14 protein-coding genes are annotated in these 15,508 nt (G+C 55.7%); 8 read left to right on the top strand and 6 right to left on the bottom strand.

What is annotated here, in order from left to right; all coding sequences use genetic code 11:
• Positions 1–90 precede the first annotated feature (90 nt).
• From ABIT76_12910 to gap, 3 genes are read right to left on the bottom strand one after another with little or no spacing between them, the layout of a single operon-like run.
• Positions 91–471 carry a zinc-binding dehydrogenase gene (locus ABIT76_12910; protein ID MEO7934049.1) on the bottom strand — a complete coding sequence of 127 codons (381 nt, stop codon included), beginning with the start codon at positions 469–471 and terminating at the stop codon, positions 91–93.
• Positions 453–1,208: an alcohol dehydrogenase catalytic domain-containing protein gene (locus tag ABIT76_12905; GenBank protein MEO7934048.1), complete on the bottom strand. Its 756-nt coding sequence runs from the start codon at positions 1,206–1,208 to the stop codon at positions 453–455. Before ABIT76_12905 ends, ABIT76_12910 begins: the two co-directional genes overlap by 19 nt.
• A 29-nt stretch (positions 1,209–1,237) precedes the next feature.
• Complete coding sequence (gap, locus tag ABIT76_12900; GenBank protein MEO7934047.1) at positions 1,238–2,284, bottom strand: type I glyceraldehyde-3-phosphate dehydrogenase; 1,047 nt, start codon at positions 2,282–2,284, stop codon at positions 1,238–1,240.
• Between the two features lie 206 nt (positions 2,285–2,490).
• Here gap and ABIT76_12895 point away from each other — a divergent pair, with 206 nt between their 5' ends.
• Both ABIT76_12895 and pdxH read left to right on the top strand, forming a co-directional pair.
• Positions 2,491–4,320: a phosphoenolpyruvate carboxykinase (GTP) gene (locus ABIT76_12895; GenBank protein MEO7934046.1), complete on the top strand. Its 1,830-nt coding sequence runs from the start codon at positions 2,491–2,493 to the stop codon at positions 4,318–4,320.
• 74 nt (positions 4,321–4,394) lie between these two features.
• On the top strand, positions 4,395–5,033 hold the full coding sequence (pdxH, locus tag ABIT76_12890) for a pyridoxamine 5'-phosphate oxidase (protein MEO7934045.1): 639 nt from the start codon (positions 4,395–4,397) through the stop codon (positions 5,031–5,033).
• A gap of 17 nt (positions 5,034–5,050) precedes the next feature.
• Here the strand turns inward: pdxH and ABIT76_12885 are convergent, their stop codons facing one another.
• Positions 5,051–5,521 carry a threonine/serine exporter family protein gene (locus ABIT76_12885; GenBank protein MEO7934044.1) on the bottom strand — a complete coding sequence of 157 codons (471 nt, stop codon included), beginning with the start codon at positions 5,519–5,521 and terminating at the stop codon, positions 5,051–5,053.
• Positions 5,518–6,309 carry a threonine/serine exporter family protein gene (locus ABIT76_12880; protein ID MEO7934043.1) on the bottom strand — a complete coding sequence of 264 codons (792 nt, stop codon included), beginning with the start codon at positions 6,307–6,309 and terminating at the stop codon, positions 5,518–5,520. The genes ABIT76_12885 and ABIT76_12880 overlap by 4 nt, the downstream gene beginning before the upstream one ends.
• A 256-nt stretch (positions 6,310–6,565) precedes the next feature.
• On the opposite strand from ABIT76_12880, the gene ABIT76_12875 reads away from it, so the two are divergent.
• The 5 genes from ABIT76_12875 (at position 6,566) to ABIT76_12855 (ending at position 12,703) form a co-directional block, all read left to right on the top strand.
• A complete protein-coding gene (locus ABIT76_12875; protein ID MEO7934042.1) occupies positions 6,566–8,230 on the top strand; it encodes a putative transporter in 1,665 nt (554 codons plus the stop codon).
• An 89-nt stretch (positions 8,231–8,319) separates the two neighbouring features.
• Positions 8,320–9,012: a succinate dehydrogenase cytochrome b subunit gene (locus ABIT76_12870; GenBank protein MEO7934041.1), complete on the top strand. Its 693-nt coding sequence runs from the start codon at positions 8,320–8,322 to the stop codon at positions 9,010–9,012.
• A 1-nt stretch (position 9,013) separates the two neighbouring features.
• On the top strand, positions 9,014–10,933 hold the full coding sequence (locus ABIT76_12865) for a fumarate reductase/succinate dehydrogenase flavoprotein subunit (GenBank protein MEO7934040.1): 1,920 nt from the start codon (positions 9,014–9,016) through the stop codon (positions 10,931–10,933).
• 3 nt (positions 10,934–10,936) lie between these two features.
• Positions 10,937–11,704, top strand: coding sequence for a succinate dehydrogenase/fumarate reductase iron-sulfur subunit (locus ABIT76_12860; GenBank protein MEO7934039.1), 768 nt, complete (start codon positions 10,937–10,939; stop codon positions 11,702–11,704).
• A gap of 18 nt (positions 11,705–11,722) precedes the next feature.
• Positions 11,723–12,703, top strand: a complete 981-nt coding sequence (locus ABIT76_12855) for a malate dehydrogenase (protein MEO7934038.1) — start codon at positions 11,723–11,725, stop codon at positions 12,701–12,703.
• Between the two features lie 79 nt (positions 12,704–12,782).
• Here ABIT76_12855 and ABIT76_12850 read toward each other — a convergent pair whose 3' ends face one another.
• Entirely contained in the window at positions 12,783–14,453 is a 1,671-nt protein-coding gene (locus ABIT76_12850; protein MEO7934037.1) for a nitronate monooxygenase, read from the bottom strand.
• Here ABIT76_12850 and hemE point away from each other — a divergent pair.
• Positions 14,428–15,507 (top strand): uroporphyrinogen decarboxylase, encoded by a 1,080-nt coding sequence (gene hemE / locus ABIT76_12845; protein MEO7934036.1) that lies wholly within the window; start codon positions 14,428–14,430, stop codon positions 15,505–15,507. The two genes, ABIT76_12850 and hemE, sit on opposite strands and share 26 nt — an antisense overlap.
• The last annotated feature ends 1 nt before the right edge of the window (position 15,508 follow it).

The raw sequence follows: 15,508 nt of genomic DNA, 5'->3' as shown, positions 1-15,508 counted from the left end.
CAGTTTTCGTCTGCGTAGCGCATGTGCTCCACAGAGTTTTCCCACTCAAGTTCCTACTCTTGCGCGGCTACACTTCTTAAACTGCTCTGATTAACTTGGCACGACTGCCAGTTTGATACCTTCCATCGCGATATTTGTTTCCATCGCCTGGTTGATTTCGTCGAGTGAAAAGGTGTGCGTCACGAGGTCTTCAATCTGAATCCCAATTCGCGCCAGATGTCGGATCATCGCGATGGCGACCGGATACTCGCCCGCCGTGTAAACCCAAGAACCCACAGCGGTGATTTCCTTTTTACAGAGGTCCTCATGCGGATTAATCGAGCACTCGCCATTGTCCATGAAAAAACCGACTTCGCATAAGCCGCCGCCGCGGCGCACATATTTCCAGATCGCCGCCGCAGCAGCGGGAACGCCCGTGCATTGAAAGGCAAAATCGACTCCGCGCCCTTTGGTCAGCGAACGCACTTCCACCAGCCTCGCCGCCGCCTCTTTCGTGCTAACGTCGATAGTTGTCGCCGCACCATGCGTGCGGCCATTTCGAGACGCTGCGGCACGCTGTCCACCGCGATGATATTCCCATTTCCATTGGCAAAAAGCGTTGCGATCATCATCAGCCCGATCGGCCCGCAACCTTGCACGAGGACGGTACTAGCGAAGTTCAGCAATCCTGTGGTTTTTGCGCGTTCGAGCGCATGCACTGTCACCGCCATGGGCTCGATGAGCATTCTCTGCTTTACGCTCATGCCATTCACTTTGAAAACGGTCGAGCCCCCCCGAATCACCATGTGAGTGGCGAAGTAGCCATTCAAGTGGTAGTCCTCCGAGTCGGGGAAAAGCCCGTAAACACCGAGTCCATCGCTGAGGTTTGAGCGTGCCGGGAAATCCTTCGTGAATTCGCAGTCGTGCGGCACCAGCACGGATGTTACCACCTGATCGCCAATAGAGAGCGACTCTCCCGCGCTGTCGGTTTTCACCTCCGATCCGAGCACTTGGATGGTTCCCGTGCCTTCGTGCCCAAGCACGACTGGAATGAGTTTGAAGGGATCACGTTTATATTCATGCACGTCGGTGCCGCAAATGCCGCAGCCTTCGATGCCGAGAAGGATTTCATCGTCCTTGATTTCCGGAATGGGGAACTCCCGGATTTCGATCCGGCTCGGCGCCGTCAACACGGCGGCTCTGGCGCGGTTACTATGGAGATTGCTCATGCGAATAGGGTCAATCGAGGGGCGCCGGATTACATCTTACCTGCGATGTAACGAATCAGATCGACGCAACGCACGGAGTATCCCCATTCGTTGTCATACCAGCTTACTAGCTTGAAGAATCGGCTGTTCAGGCCCATGCCGGAACCCGAATCGAAAATGCTCGAGTGCGTGTCGTGAATGAAGTCGCTGGAGACAACCTCGTCACCTGTATAAGCTAGTATGCCATTGAGGTAGGTTTCGCTCGCTTTTTTCATGGCAACGCAGATTTCCGCGTAGGACGTTTCCTTTTCGGTGCGAACTGTTAGATCGACGACACTAACAGTCGGCGTCGGCACACGGAAGGCCATGCCAGTTAGCTTGCCCTGCACTTCGGGAATGGCCAGGCCCACCGCCTTCGCGGCGCCTGTAGTAGACGGGATGATATTCAGCGCAGCGGACCGTCCGCCTTTCCAATCCTTGCGGGAAGGAGCATCGACGGTTTTTTGCGTGGCCGTATAGCTATGTACCGTAGTCATCAGACCTTCTTCGATCCCAAAACCTTCTTTCAACAAGACATGCACGATCGGTCCGAGACAGTTCGTGGTACAACTGGCATTGGAAATAATGTGGTGTTTGGAGTCGTCATATTTTTCGTGGTTGACTCCCATGACAATGGTGATGTCCTCGCCTTTACCAGGGGCAGAAATGAGCACTTTCTTTGCGCCGGCGTCCAAGTGTCCCTTGGCTTTTGCCGCTTCGGTGAAAAGTCCGGTTGCTTCCACGACAATATCCACGCCCAGCTCTTTCCATGGCAATGCTGCGGGACCTTCCTTGACCGCGAGACATTTAATCTCGTTGCCGTTGACGATGAGAAGATCGTCTTCCGCTTTGGAAGGATCCGATTTGGCGCTGCTAACTTCACCCTTGAATCGACCTTGGGTGGAATCGTATTTCAGCAAGTAAGCTAGGTTGTCTGCCGGGACCAGGTCATTGACTGCGATGACTTGGATAGTATTGCCGAGAAGACCTTGATCACAGATGGCGCGAAACACGAGCCGTCCGATTCTGCCGAAGCCATTGATGCCGATTTTAATCATAAAGTATGTTGAGTAGTGTTGGTTGGTTAACTGCCGTCAACTTGGGCGATGAAGTGAAATTCCGCTTTACACGATTTGCCTGAAGACACGCAGAAATTGCCAAGGATGTTTCGTGAGTTCATGATGACTAAAAGAACAAGAAACGCTTGGTGTTGGACAACCCTTGTGGATCGCGGCTGACGCAACTGTGGAAGAATGATGCCGCAATGAATACTGTATCTGAACTACCGCTAACTAAATCCACTGCGCCCATCACTCGAAATAAATCGCTGCTCGCCTGGGTCGAGCGGATGCAAAAGCTCTGTCAGCCCGAGAGCGTCTATTGGTGCAACGGCACGCAGGAAGAATATGACCGGCTGTGCGGACAAATGGTCGGCACCGGCACTTTCACACGCCTGAATCCGGTGAAACGTCCCAACAGTTATCTCGCCCTCTCCGATCCAAGCGACGTGGCGCGTGTTGAAGACCGCACCTTTATCTGCAGCAAACGCAAACGCGACGCGGGTCCTACTAACAACTGGACCGATCCTGCCGAGATGCGCAAGACACTGAATGGTGTCTTCCAAGGCTGTATGCGTGGCCGCACGATGTATGTGGTGCCGTTCAGCATGGGCCCGCTCGGTTCGCCCATCTCCCATATTGGTGTGGAAATCTCCGACTCTCCCTACGTCGTGGTGAACATGCGGATCATGACTCGCATGGGCAGCGCCGTGCTCGATGTTCTCGGCGACGAAGGGGAATTCGTTCCCTGCGTCCATTCCGTCGGCGCACCGCTCGCACCCGCACAAAAAGATGTCTCCTGGCCCTGCAACCGGGAAACCAAATACATCGTTCATTTCCCCGAAACCCGGGAAATCTGGTCCTACGGCAGCGGCTACGGCGGCAATGCATTGTTAGGCAAAAAATGTTTCGCCCTGCGCATCGCTTCCTGCATGGCACGTGACGAAGGCTGGATGGCCGAGCACATGCTGATCGTTGGCGTCGAATCACCTGAAGGTGAAAAAACTTACGCGGCAGCCGCTTTTCCCAGCGCTTGTGGAAAGACTAACTTCGCCATGCTGATTCCACCACCGGAACTCAAGGGCTGGAAAGTGACCACGATCGGCGATGACATTGCATGGATCAAACCGGGTGCGGATGGACGACTCTACGCGATCAATCCCGAGGCGGGTTATTTCGGCGTCGCGCCAGGAACCTCGGAAAAATCGAACGCCAACGCGCTCAATTCCTGCAGCAAGGACACCATCTTTACCAACGTTGCGCTCACCGAAGACGGCGATGTCTGGTGGGAAGGAATGACTGACGTTCCGCCCGCCAAGCTCACGGATTGGACCGGGAAAGCCTGGACACCCGACTGCGGCCGGACTGCCGCACACGGCAACGCCCGTTTCACCGCGCCGATGGCGAACAATCCCGTGCTCGACGACAAGGCAGACGATCCAGCAGGTGTTCCTATCAGCGCTTTTATCTTCGGGGGACGCCGAGCCACGACGATGCCGCTGGTTTTCCAGGCATTCAACTGGATTCACGGCACCTACCTTGGTGCAACCATGGGTTCGGAAATGACCGCAGCCGCGGCCGGAACACTCGGCCAGGTCCGGCGCGATCCCTTCGCAATGCTACCATTTGCCGGCTACAACATGGGCGATTATTGCGCGCATTGGCTGGAGATGCGCAAAGAGCTCACGCGCCCACCAAAAATATTCCACGTCAACTGGTTCCGCAAAGGCGAAGGCGGTAAATTCCTCTGGCCCGGTTTCGGCGACAACATGCGCGTCCTGAAGTGGATCATTGACCGTTGCCACGGCACCGTTTACGCAGAGGAAACTCCTCTCGGCTGGATGCCCGATCCTAAAGACATCGATATCACCGGCATCAAGAACTATGATGAGGCAACCCTGCGCGAAGCATTGGCCATCGACGTCCAGGGTTGGAAACGTGAAGTGATGCTACAGGATGAGTTATTCATCAACCTGCACGCGGATCTTCCGAAAGAATTGTTGTTCCAGCGCGAATTGCTGATCTCGCGGTTGTAAGATCAACGCCCATTCCCTCCCGAGGGCTCGCGCTGCATTCGCAGCGCGGGCCTTTTTGGTTTATAATCTAACTAATGAATCTGGCAGACATCCGGCGCGATTACACTCGCGATAAGCTGCGGCGCGAGTCACTCGACCCCGATCCGATCGCTCAATTTCGCCTTTGGCTCGAGCAAGCCGTTCAGGCCGGAACGATTGAGCCCACCGCGATGAGTCTGGCCACCGTGAATCACGAAGGACATCCCCTGCTCCGTACAGTGCTGCTCAAAGGTTGCGACCAGCGAGGCTTCGTTTTTTTTACTAACTTGGAGAGTCGCAAGGCGCAGCACATTCGCGAAAATCCTCACGTCTCTTTGCTCTTCCCTTGGCTGGCACTAGAACGCCAAGTCATTGTCACCGGCGCTGCCATTGCCTTATCAACGATGGAAACGCTCAACTACTTCATCAGCCGTCCGCGCGAAAGCCAATTGGCGGCATGGGCGTCGAAACAAAGCGCGGCCATTACTTCGCGTCGCATTCTGGAAATGGCGTGGGAAGGCATGAAACAAAAATTCGGCGACGGCCAGATCCCGCTGCCACCATTTTGGGGCGGCTATCGCGTCGTGCCGGAGAGGCTGGAGTTTTGGCAGGGCGGAGCACACCGGTTGCACGATCGTTTTGAATATGTCTGGCAACCGGATGACTCGTGGGTTATCGCCCGCCTCGCGCCCTGAATTAAAAAATGGGCGAACTAGGCTTCCTGTTTCACAGGAGGAACCAAGGATGGCAGGGCCAGGGCAGTGCCGATTGCCCCGAGGGTAAAGATCAACATCAACATATTATCCCAAGTAGCGATTGTCGCGTCGGTGCCGACACTTTTCCCCGTGCGGAGAAAGGCAAAAACGCTCATGAACACTTTTGCAGCAAGGCTGCCGGGTATCATCGGAATCGAGCCCGACACTGCTAGTACGGAACCGCGCGGAGATGGAAATTCCTGCCAGAGCTTGTCCACAATCGCCAGCAGCAAAGCCGCAAAAAAAGAAGCGACGGCCAGAGAATAGCCAAGGTCCTGTCCGCTGGTTCTCACTGCGAGAGCCAGGGCTCCAGCTCCAAAACAGAGCGGCAGCATGCGAGGCGGAGTATTGAAGAGAACGGCAAAACCGACGGCGGCGAGACCGCCGAAAAGCGCCTGGTGAAGAATGTGAAGGATGATGGGATTCATGGATGTGGTAGAACGAGGGCTTGAGCGAGGGCGAGACCCAGCGCCATAAAGAGCAACAAATAGAGCACCCGCAGGGCGCGGGCAGCGGCTAGATTCGGCTTACCTTCCAAGATGTCCACTTGGGCATTCAGGATGGCAATTCCGGGTACTAACAATAAGACGGCCGCGACGGAGGCCAGGGGAACATTCGCACTGCCGCTAAGTCGGGCGCCCAATCCGGCGATAAAAGCCGAAAGAAAACTAACAGAGACGGCAACCACGAATATATTGTGGCGCTTGTGAAAGAGCGTGTGACGCAACCATTGCCCGCAGGCGCTACCGATCAGTGTCGGCAAAAACGAAGGCCAATCCGCGCCCAGCAAACGGCCAAAAGAACCGCAGGCAACTCCCGTGGCCACACAAACCATCCAGACCGGATACGCTGCTGTCGTTTCCAGCACGCGATCCATCCGATTTTGTGCAGCCGCGCAATCCAGTTTTTTGGCGATCAAATCCCGGATGATCTGACGCACCGCCTGCGTGCGTCGAAGGTTGACTCCATGCTCGGCGGCCTTGCTCATTTGCATGCAGGATTTTGCCCCGCGATGGATGGTCACCAGCACTGCGGCGTGCTGGACTAACACTTCCGCAGAATCACATCCCAGCGCCGAGCTAATATCCGACACGGCCTCATTGACGATCCTTCCACTGGCTCCGCTTTGCAGCAAAAGTTTCCCTGCGGAAATACAGAGGCGCGCCACCAGAGTCAGCGACGGGTCGTTCGCGAGCGGTATTGTCGTTTCAAGCATTGGCAAATCAATCGTGTCCATCGTTCCCCAAACCTGACACAGCGAAGCAAATTCGCTGTCCATGTCTTGCCCGGAAGCAACTGTTTCTTGCTATGCATGTCCAAAACGAAGAGAAGTTACCGCAACACCAAGTTTCGTGGAGAAATACACAAGCCACGCGTAGTCAGTTAGCTGCGGGCGAGTGACGCTAGTGAAGCATGTCGCCATTCCCGCCAAACTCCACCCCTCGGACCAAATCTTCCGCCCACCTTCGTTTATGAACTGGCTTACCGAACTCATTCACGGCCAGAGCATGGCGCACGCTGTGCTGATTCTGGCAGTAGTAGCCGTCCTCGGGTTGGGGCTGGGCAGTTTGAAGATTAAAGGGATCGGCCTCGGAATCGCGGGGGTCCTATTCTCCGGCCTGTTTCTGGGACACTTAGGCGTCACCATTGATCATACGGTGCTCGAATTTGCGCGGGAGTTTGGCTTGATTCTCTTTGTTTACACGATCGGTATGCAAGTCGGACCCGGATTTTTTGCATCGTTACGTCAACAAGGGTTGCCGCTCAATCTCATGGCTGCCGCCATCGTTCTGCTTGGTGCCGGGATCGCTGTTGGCATCTCCAAATGGGCCGGTGTTCCCATGGCGGTGGCGGTGGGACTTTTTTCTGGCGCAACCACCAATACCCCTTCGCTGGGTGCGGCTCAGGAAGCCATCCGCAGTCTGCCGCACGCCGCAGTGGATGCCAGTTCACTACCCGGCCTGGGTTACGCCGTGGCTTATCCGTTTGGCATTCTGGGCATTATTCTAACCATGCTCTTTCTGCGGGCGCTTTTTAGTATCAACTTAAAAAAGGAAACGACCGAACTTCTCAGCGTCACCGGCAAACAGGCCACGCTTTCGCACCTCAACATTCTAATCGATAACCACAATCTGGAAGGTAAGCGAATTCGCGAAATTCCCGTGTTCGATTCGCTTGGTGTGGTGATATCGCGCATCAAACATGGCGAAGAGGTCTCCCTCGCGGGGCCGGAGGACATTGTTCATCTCGGAGACACGCTGCTCGCCATCGGCCCCAGCGAGAAACTGGAGGAGTTGCGATTGATCGCAGGCGAGATCAGCTCGTTTGATCTGAGAACGCTGCAAAGCCAGCTCGTCAGCCGTCGCGTGGTTGTCACCCAAAAAGACACGCTCGGAAAGTCGATTCAGGAATTGAATTTTCTGCAGGGCTACGACGTAACGGTGACGCGCGTCTCCCGCGCCGAAATTGAGTTGAGTGCCACCCCAAATCAGCGGCTACAATTTGGTGACATGCTGGTTTTGGTTGGTCGCGATGAAGACATCACACGCGCCGCCGAGAAACTGGGAAATTCGGTCAAACAGCTCAACCACACCGAACTCATCCCGATTTTTCTAGGTATCGGTCTGGGCGTCTTGCTGGGCAGTATCCCGGTTGCCTTTCCTGGCATTCCCGCGCCGGTCAAGTTAGGCTTGGCTGGCGGCCCGCTCCTAGTTGCCATCATCCTTGCACGCATCGGTCGCATTGGACGCTTGCTCTGGTATATGCCGATCAACGCAAACTTCGCGATCCGTGAACTCGGCATTGTCCTGTTTCTCGCTTGTGTCGGGCTGCATTCCGGCGAGCGATTCGTGGAGACTCTGGTTCACGGCGATGGGCTTAAATGGATGGCACTCGCTGGAATCATTACCATCCTTCCACTGCTCATCGTAGGGCTCTTCGCGAGACTCTTTTGCAAGACCAACTTCATTAGTATCTGCGGTCTGCTGGCCGGTAGTATGACCGATCCACCGGCGCTGGCTTTTGCCAACACTGTCAGTGGTTCCGACGCGCCATCGGTCTCCTACGCCACCGTCTATCCTCTCACCATGCTCCTCCGTGTGGTGTGCGCTCAAATACTCGTCCTGCTGTTCATGTAACCACGAGGCAGGACAAATTATGAGCCGTCCTAGGCAATTGCCGGTAAGCGCAGATGGGACGTCACCCTTACGTTAGCCAAGTTTTAAAAATGCATTCTCTGATTTCCTTTTATCAATCATCCATCGGCAAAAAATGGTTAGTCGCCATTAGTGGAGTGATCCTCGTCGGCTTCGTCACCGGTCACATGATCGGCAACCTTCAAATTTTCCTCGGACAGGAAATGATTAACGTTTACGCCGAACGGCTGCAAAGCCTCGGCGACCTCTTGTGGGTGATTCGCGGGTTCCTGCTCGCCACCATCGTCGTTCACATTTTGATGACTGTCCGACTGGCCATCGGGAACCGTCGGGCGCGGTCACATAAATACGCGGTTACCAAAACCGTCGCGGCTACCATTGCTGCAAGAACCATGGCCGCCAGCGGATCGATCATCCTCTGTTTCGTCATCTTTCACCTGCTCCATTTCACCGCGTTGAAGATTCATCCGGATTGGAGAACCTGGCACGATGCAGCGGGCCGTCACGATGTCTATTCGATGATGATTGCCGGCTTCCAGGACTGGCGCGCCTCGGCCTTCTACATTCTCGGCATCTTCCTCCTCTGCCTGCACATGAGCCACGGCATTCAAAGTTTTCTGCAAACTCTCGGCGGACGCACCCGCAATTTTGCCAAGCCCCTCGCCATGATCAGCCCGGCGATATCGTTCCTAATTTTCGCAGGTTACATCTCAATCCCCGCGGCCGTTCTGCTCGGGTTGTTAAAACTGCCTGCGCACCACTAACATGACGACTCTCGACGCCAAAATCCCAACCGGTCCCCTGGAAAAAAAGTGGGAGAAACATAAGTTTGAATCCAAGCTGATCAATCCGGCCAATCGCCGCAAATACACCATCATCATCGTTGGTTCGGGTCTTGCCGGAGCCAGCGCAGCCGCCAGTCTCGGCGAAATGGGCTACAAGGTGAAATGCTTCTGTTATCAGGACAGCCCGCGACGCGCCCACTCGATCGCTGCGCAAGGCGGCATCAATGCGGCCAAAAATTACCAAAACGACGGTGATTCCACCCAACGACTCTTTTACGACACCATCAAGGGCGGTGATTTCCGCGCCCGCGAGGCGAATGTTTACCGGCTCGCCGAAGTGAGCGCGGCCATCATTGACCAATGCGTCGCGCTAGGCGTTCCGTTTGCTCGTGAATACGGCGGACTCCTCGCCAACCGCTCGTTCGGCGGCGCCCAGGTCTCGCGAACTTTTTATGCCCGCGGCCAGACCGGCCAGCAGCTTCTGCTCGGCGCATACTCCGGATTGAACGCGCAGATCGCCGCAGGAAATGTCGAAATGTTTCCCCGCAGCGAAATGCTCGATCTGGTGCTGGTGGACGGTCATGCCAAAGGCATCGTGGTCCGAGATATGGTGAGTGGTGAAATCAGCTCACACGCAGGCGACACGGTCTTTCTAGCCACCGGCGGCTATGGAAACGCCTTCTATCTTTCGACCAACGCCAAAGGCTGCAATGTCACCGCCACGTGGCGCGCCCACAAAAAAGGCGCGTATTTTGCCAACCCTTGCTACACGCAAATTCACCCCACGTGTATTCCTGTTCACGGGGAGTTTCAATCGAAGCTAACTCTCATGTCGGAGTCCCTGAGGAATGACGGTCGGGTCTGGGTGCCGAAGAAGAAGGAGGATTGTGAAAAACCACCGGCTTCGATCCCGGAAGAGGCGCGCGACTACTATCTCGAACGAAAATATCCCAGTTACGGCAATCTCGCTCCACGCGATATTTCTTCCCGTGCAGCCAAGCAGGTTTGCGATGAAGGACGCGGTGTCGGACCGGGCAAGCTCGGCGTCTACCTCGACTTCGCAGATGCCATCAAGCGTTTTGGCGAGCCGGTGATTCGCGAGCGTTACGGCAATCTTTTCGAAATGTATCACAAGATCACCGCTGAGAATGCCTACCAGGTTCCCATGCGCATTTTCCCGGCGGTCCATTACACCATGGGCGGCCTTTGGGTGGACTACAATCTGATGTCCAACCTGCCCGGATTGCACGTGCTAGGTGAGGCAAATTTTTCCGATCACGGAGCGAACCGTCTCGGAGCTAGTGCTCTGATGCAGGGGTTGGCCGATGGCTATTTTGTAGTTCCTTACACGATTGGAAATTATCTCTCCGAACACGGCAGCAAAAAGGTCACCACGGAACACCCTGAATTCCAAAAAGCGGTTGCCGATGTAAAATTACGCACGGCACAACTTCTCAACATCAAAGGCAAACGCTCGCCTGACTCTTTCCACCGTCAGTTGGGTCTTTTGCTCTGGGACAAATGCGGCATGGGACGGACCGAAGCAGGACTCAAAGAGGCGCTCGCCGAGATTCCTAACATCCGCGAGGAATTCTGGAAAAACGTCAACGTCCTCGGTCAATCAGCCAATCTCAATCAGTCGTTGGAAATGGCCGGTCGTGTCGCCGATTTCCTCGAGTTCGGAGAATTGATGTGCCTGGATGCGCTGCAACGCCGGGAATCCTGCGGCGGTCATTTCCGCGAGGAGTTTCAAACACCCGACGGCGAAGCCCTCCGCGACGACGAGCATTTTGCGCACGTCGCAGCCTGGGAATATGCCGGTGAATCAGGCCAGTCCATTCGACATATCGAACCCCTGGAGTTCGATAACATTCATCTTGCTGTCCGCAGCTACAAATAATTTATGAAGAGTGCCTTGAATCTAACTTTGCGTATCTGGCGGCAGCGTGATGCTGGCGCACCCGGTGCATTCGCCAACTATCCCGCGGAAAACATTCCGACCGATTGCTCCTTTCTCGAAATGCTTGACATCGTGAACGAGCGTCTCGTCGCGAAAAATGAGGAACCCATTGCCTTCGATCACGATTGTCGGGAAGGCATCTGCGGCATGTGTTCGCTGGTCATCAATGGCGTGGCCCACGGCCCCGAGCGTGCGACGACGACCTGCCAGCTCCACATGCGACATTTTACGGACGGGCAAATCATCCATGTCGAGCCGTGGCGCTCCAACTCTTTCCCGGTGATCAAGGATCTGATTGTGGATCGCGGTGCGTTCGAACGCATTCAGCAGGCAGGCGGATTTATCACCGCACGCGCGGGATCAGCCCCGGACGGAAATGCCATCCCGATTCCCAAGGGCGACGCTGATCTAGCCATGGACGCCGCGGCCTGCATTGGCTGTGGCGCGTGTGTCGCTGCCTGTCCCAACTCCTCCGCGATGTTATTTGTCGCCGCAAAAGTTTCCCATCTGGCATTGCTCCCGCAAGGAGCGGCAGAGCGCACCCGTCGCGTCCTGGGCATGGTCAAGGCAATGGATGCAGAGGGCTTCGGCAATTGCTCGAATTACTACGAGTGCGAGGCGGTTTGTCCGGTGGAAATCAAGTCCTCCACCATCGCGATGCTCAATCGCGAATACTCGCTAGCCGTGCTCAAAGACACCGTCGGCAAATAACCGCACCTCATTCCTTTTATGAAAACACCCATTAAACTCGCCATCACGGGAGCTGCCGGTCAAATCGGTTACTCCCTCCTGTTTCGCATCGCCTCCGGTGCCATGTTTGGTCCCGACCAACCGGTCGAACTGCAACTGATCGAAATCGCACCCGCTCTCGGAACTCTCGAAGGCGTAGTCATGGAATTACAGGATTGCGCCTTTCCGCTGGTCAACCGGATCGTGGCCACCTCGGATTTGGACGAAGGATTTCGCGGCGTCAACTGGGCTCTGCTCGTCGGCTCCGTGCCACGTAAAGCGGGGATGGAACGCGGGGATCTACTCGGCATTAATGGGAAGATTTTCACCAGCCAGGGCAAGGCCATCGAAGGCAATGCCGCTTCCGATGTGCGGGTACTGGTCGTCGGCAATCCCTGTAACACGAATGCGCTGATTGCGAAAAACAACGCGAAGGGAATTTCAGCGGATCGCTGGTTCGCCATGACGCGCCTCGATGAAAATCGCGCCAAAAGCCAGCTCGCCATCCGTGCCGGCGTGCATGTTACTTCGGTGACAAACCTGGCGATCTGGGGAAACCATTCCGCGACGCAGTATCCTGATTTTTACAACGCCAAAATAGGCGGCCAGCCGGTAACCGATGTTATCAAAGACGAGTCCTGGTTGAAGGAAGTCTTTATTCCCACGGTGCAACAGCGCGGAGCGGCGATCATCAAAGCCCGTGGTTCCTCTTCGGCGGCCTCAGCGGCAAATGGAGTGGTGGACACCGTTCGCGCCCTGACAACGCCCACGCCTGCGGGTGACTGGATGAGTGTGGGGGTCGCCTCGGACGGATCTTACGGCGTTGAAGCGGGACTGATTTCATCATTCCCCATCCGCAGCAACGGTACTAACTACGAGATCGTCCAGAACGTTCCGATCAATGATTTTTCGCGGAGCCGCATCGACGCCAGCGTCGCAGAATTGCAGGAGGAAAAAGCCCTCGTCGCCAATCTTTTCTAAGACGCGCTCTGAGCCCATTTAGTTAGCCCAGATAGAGGAAACTTTATCTGGGCTTTCTTATTAACGGCTTGGCGTGTCTTCAAAGAAGACGATTGATCACATCCCCGGCACTGTAAGTGTCGCGGCCAGCAGGCAAAAAATCGACGATCTGTGCGAGATCGTCTCCGGCTGTTATCAAGGGCTTTTCATCCTGACCTCCCGGGCGGATTTGACCCAGGCCAATGGTTGCGAGCAGACCATTGCAAACGCATTTGCGGCCCACGGTGTCCGCTGCGTCGCCGCCTTTCCTAACATAACTGTCCACGGCCTCTCCAGGGCATCGATATCCTGGACGGCCATCCTCTTTTTTATAGGTGTGCCGCAGATAACCGAGGTCACAAGCACGCACTCGACCCTCCTGTATCGCCGGCTCAGAGACGGTGCCATCCATCTGCACAATCTTGAACGGAAACCCCGTGGGAGAAGCGACCGGATCGGTGAAGACTTCAATCTCCGCTGCACGACATTTTGCAATCACCCGCTGCTTCCAACCGGGATCAATCCCGGATTCATCACAGAAGGCAAAAGGCGTTCCGACCTGAATTCCGGTCGCACCCAAGCTGAGCGCTTCAGCCAGTTTTCCGGGTTGCCCATAGGAACCAGCCAGCCAGAACGGAAGACCCAAGGCTTTGATTTTAGCCAAGTCGGGAAGATCGCGTTCGCTGTAAATGGGTTCACCTTTCTCGCTGAGTTGCATCGGACCACGGGGCGGCGCGTTGTGCCCTCCGGCTGATGCACCCTCCACCACGAAGCCATCCACGTGTCCCGTGGATTTCCGAGCCAGCGCGATGGCGAGCGTTGCGGAGGAAATAATAGCTAGAAACCTGGATCGTTTCAGCACCATGGGTCTGCCGCAGAATGCCTCGGGATCTAACGTGCAAAAGAACTCCTTGCCGGCATCCGCGCCTTCCACATCGAGCTTCATCTTGACCGATTTGCCTTTGGCGAGTTCATCGAGAATTCCGGGGATCGCGCGCGGGATTCCAGCCCCCATCAGGATATAGTCCACTTGCGCCAGCATGGCTCCAAAGATCGCGTGCAGCGTCGGCAGTTGAATTTTTTCCAGCAGGTTGATTCCAACCACGCCGTCGTGTCCTTCCTTGGCTAGAAAAACTTCGGCGAAGCTCGCCACCACAGTTAGTTCGGCCAGGCTGCGCGTTGGCTGAGTCGAAAAAAGAGCCACCGGCTTGAACGGATGGTCCGCAGGTTTGCCACCTTCGATAAAATATTGTGTTAGCACTCGTTCAGCAATCTCGGGGATCGGAAAACTTTTGAATGCCCGGCGCATGTCACCATTCGGATCGCCGAGTTGCAGGCGGCGTGCCACGACAATCTCGATCGCTGTCCCGGAGACGACGCCCAGATGGCCGAGCGAGGAAACCGCAGAAGCCAACTGCCACCCGGAGACGCCCACTCCCATACCGCCTTGAATGATTTTAGGATATAACATGATGATGTGATGTTGCGGGTTCCGTGGTGGCCCTGCTGACATGTTCATATAACCCGTCCACGCAGAGGCACTCTCCCCATCTTGTCTTTTGGCAACCACCGTTTGCCGGTGACGGGAAAATAGCCCTGCGCAAGCACCGGACCGGCGGCAATATTGGTCGGCAATATCCGCAAAGTTCCAGCCAAGTGACGCGTAGTGGCAGCAGGCAACTGCCTCGAAGGTTAAGCACCAACCCATGCCTGAGCTACTGATCGAACCCAACCTGAAGATCACTCATCCACGGCTCCCCATGAGCCACCGCTCCCGCTTTTTGGCGGCGTGTGAAAACAAGCCCGTGGATTATCCACCGGTCTGGCTCATGCGACAAGCCGGACGGTGTTTGCCGGAATATCGGGCCTTGCGGGAAAAATATTCGTTCGTTCAGATGGTCCGCACACCGGAGCTCGCCACCGAGGTTACTCTCCAGCCCATCCGGCGATTTGGTTTCGATGCGGCGATTCTATTCAGCGATATTCTCGTGGTCGCCGAAGCGCTAGGACAACCCTATCACTTTCGCGATGGGGGCGGCATCGAGATGGATTTCGCGCTTCACTGTGCAGCGGACATTGACCGGCTCAACCCAGAGGGCGTGGCTGATCGGTTGGACTATGCGGCGCAGGCACTTAGCCTGATCAAAACGGCGGTCGGCGAACGCCACGCAGTGCTGGGATTTGCGGGTTCGCCTTGGACGCTCGCCAATTACATGCTCGAAGGCGGCAGCGCACGGGAGTTTTCCAAGGCCAAGAACCTGTTCCATACCCAGCCGAAAATATTCGCAGGGTTGATGAAAAAAATAACCTCGGCGGTGATTGTTTTTCTCCAACTGCAAATCAACGCCGGCGTCGATGCGGTGCAAATTTTCGACAGCTCTGGCGGCCTGCTCGGCGCGGACCATTTCGAAGCTGCGTCGGGTTCCTGGATCGCAGAAATCATCGAGGCAATCCATGATCAGGTGCCGGTGATTTTATTTTCAAAAGGCACGCACGGCGCGTGGGATTCGCTGGCAGCCACCGGCGCGGATGTGATCAGCGTGGACTGGATCATGCGGCTGGCTGATGTGCGAAAACTGCTTCCCTCCCATCTCGCGGTGCAGGGAAATCTGGATCCTTCATTACTCCGCACGACACCGAAAATCGTGGCGGCAGAAACCACACGTATTCTCAATGAAATGCGCGGCCAGAACGGCCACATTTTCAATCTCGGCCACGGCGTGCCGCCCACGGCGAAACTGGAGTGCATCGAGACCCTGGTCGAAACGGTGCGAAATTTTAGATAGA

This window comes from Chthoniobacterales bacterium (assembly GCA_039930045.1).
Taxonomy (GTDB): Bacteria; Verrucomicrobiota; Verrucomicrobiia; order Chthoniobacterales; family DASVRZ01; genus DASVRZ01.
Note: the sequence above shows the minus strand (reverse complement) of the source record. Positions and strands in the feature narration are given on the sequence as shown.

What these genes read in the sequence shown, in the direction of transcription:
- ABIT76_12855 (MEO7934038.1), top strand. Translation starts at nt 11,723, where the DNA reads ATGAAAACACCCATTAAACTCGCCATCACGGGAGCTGCCGGTCAAATC.
- ABIT76_12905 (MEO7934048.1), bottom strand. Translation starts at nt 1,208, where the DNA reads ATGAGCAATCTCCATAGTAACCGCGCCAGAGCCGCCGTGTTGACGGCG.
- ABIT76_12865 (MEO7934040.1), top strand. Translation starts at nt 9,014, where the DNA reads ATGACGACTCTCGACGCCAAAATCCCAACCGGTCCCCTGGAAAAAAAG.
- pdxH (MEO7934045.1), top strand. Translation starts at nt 4,395, where the DNA reads ATGAATCTGGCAGACATCCGGCGCGATTACACTCGCGATAAGCTGCGG.
- ABIT76_12880 (MEO7934043.1), bottom strand. Translation starts at nt 6,309, where the DNA reads ATGCTTGAAACGACAATACCGCTCGCGAACGACCCGTCGCTGACTCTG.
- gap (MEO7934047.1), bottom strand. Translation starts at nt 2,284, where the DNA reads ATGATTAAAATCGGCATCAATGGCTTCGGCAGAATCGGACGGCTCGTG.
- ABIT76_12875 (MEO7934042.1), top strand. Translation starts at nt 6,566, where the DNA reads ATGAACTGGCTTACCGAACTCATTCACGGCCAGAGCATGGCGCACGCT.
- ABIT76_12885 (MEO7934044.1), bottom strand. Translation starts at nt 5,521, where the DNA reads ATGAATCCCATCATCCTTCACATTCTTCACCAGGCGCTTTTCGGCGGT.
- ABIT76_12895 (MEO7934046.1), top strand. Translation starts at nt 2,491, where the DNA reads ATGAATACTGTATCTGAACTACCGCTAACTAAATCCACTGCGCCCATC.
- ABIT76_12870 (MEO7934041.1), top strand. Translation starts at nt 8,320, where the DNA reads ATGCATTCTCTGATTTCCTTTTATCAATCATCCATCGGCAAAAAATGG.
- ABIT76_12860 (MEO7934039.1), top strand. Translation starts at nt 10,937, where the DNA reads ATGAAGAGTGCCTTGAATCTAACTTTGCGTATCTGGCGGCAGCGTGAT.
- hemE (MEO7934036.1), top strand. Translation starts at nt 14,428, where the DNA reads ATGCCTGAGCTACTGATCGAACCCAACCTGAAGATCACTCATCCACGG.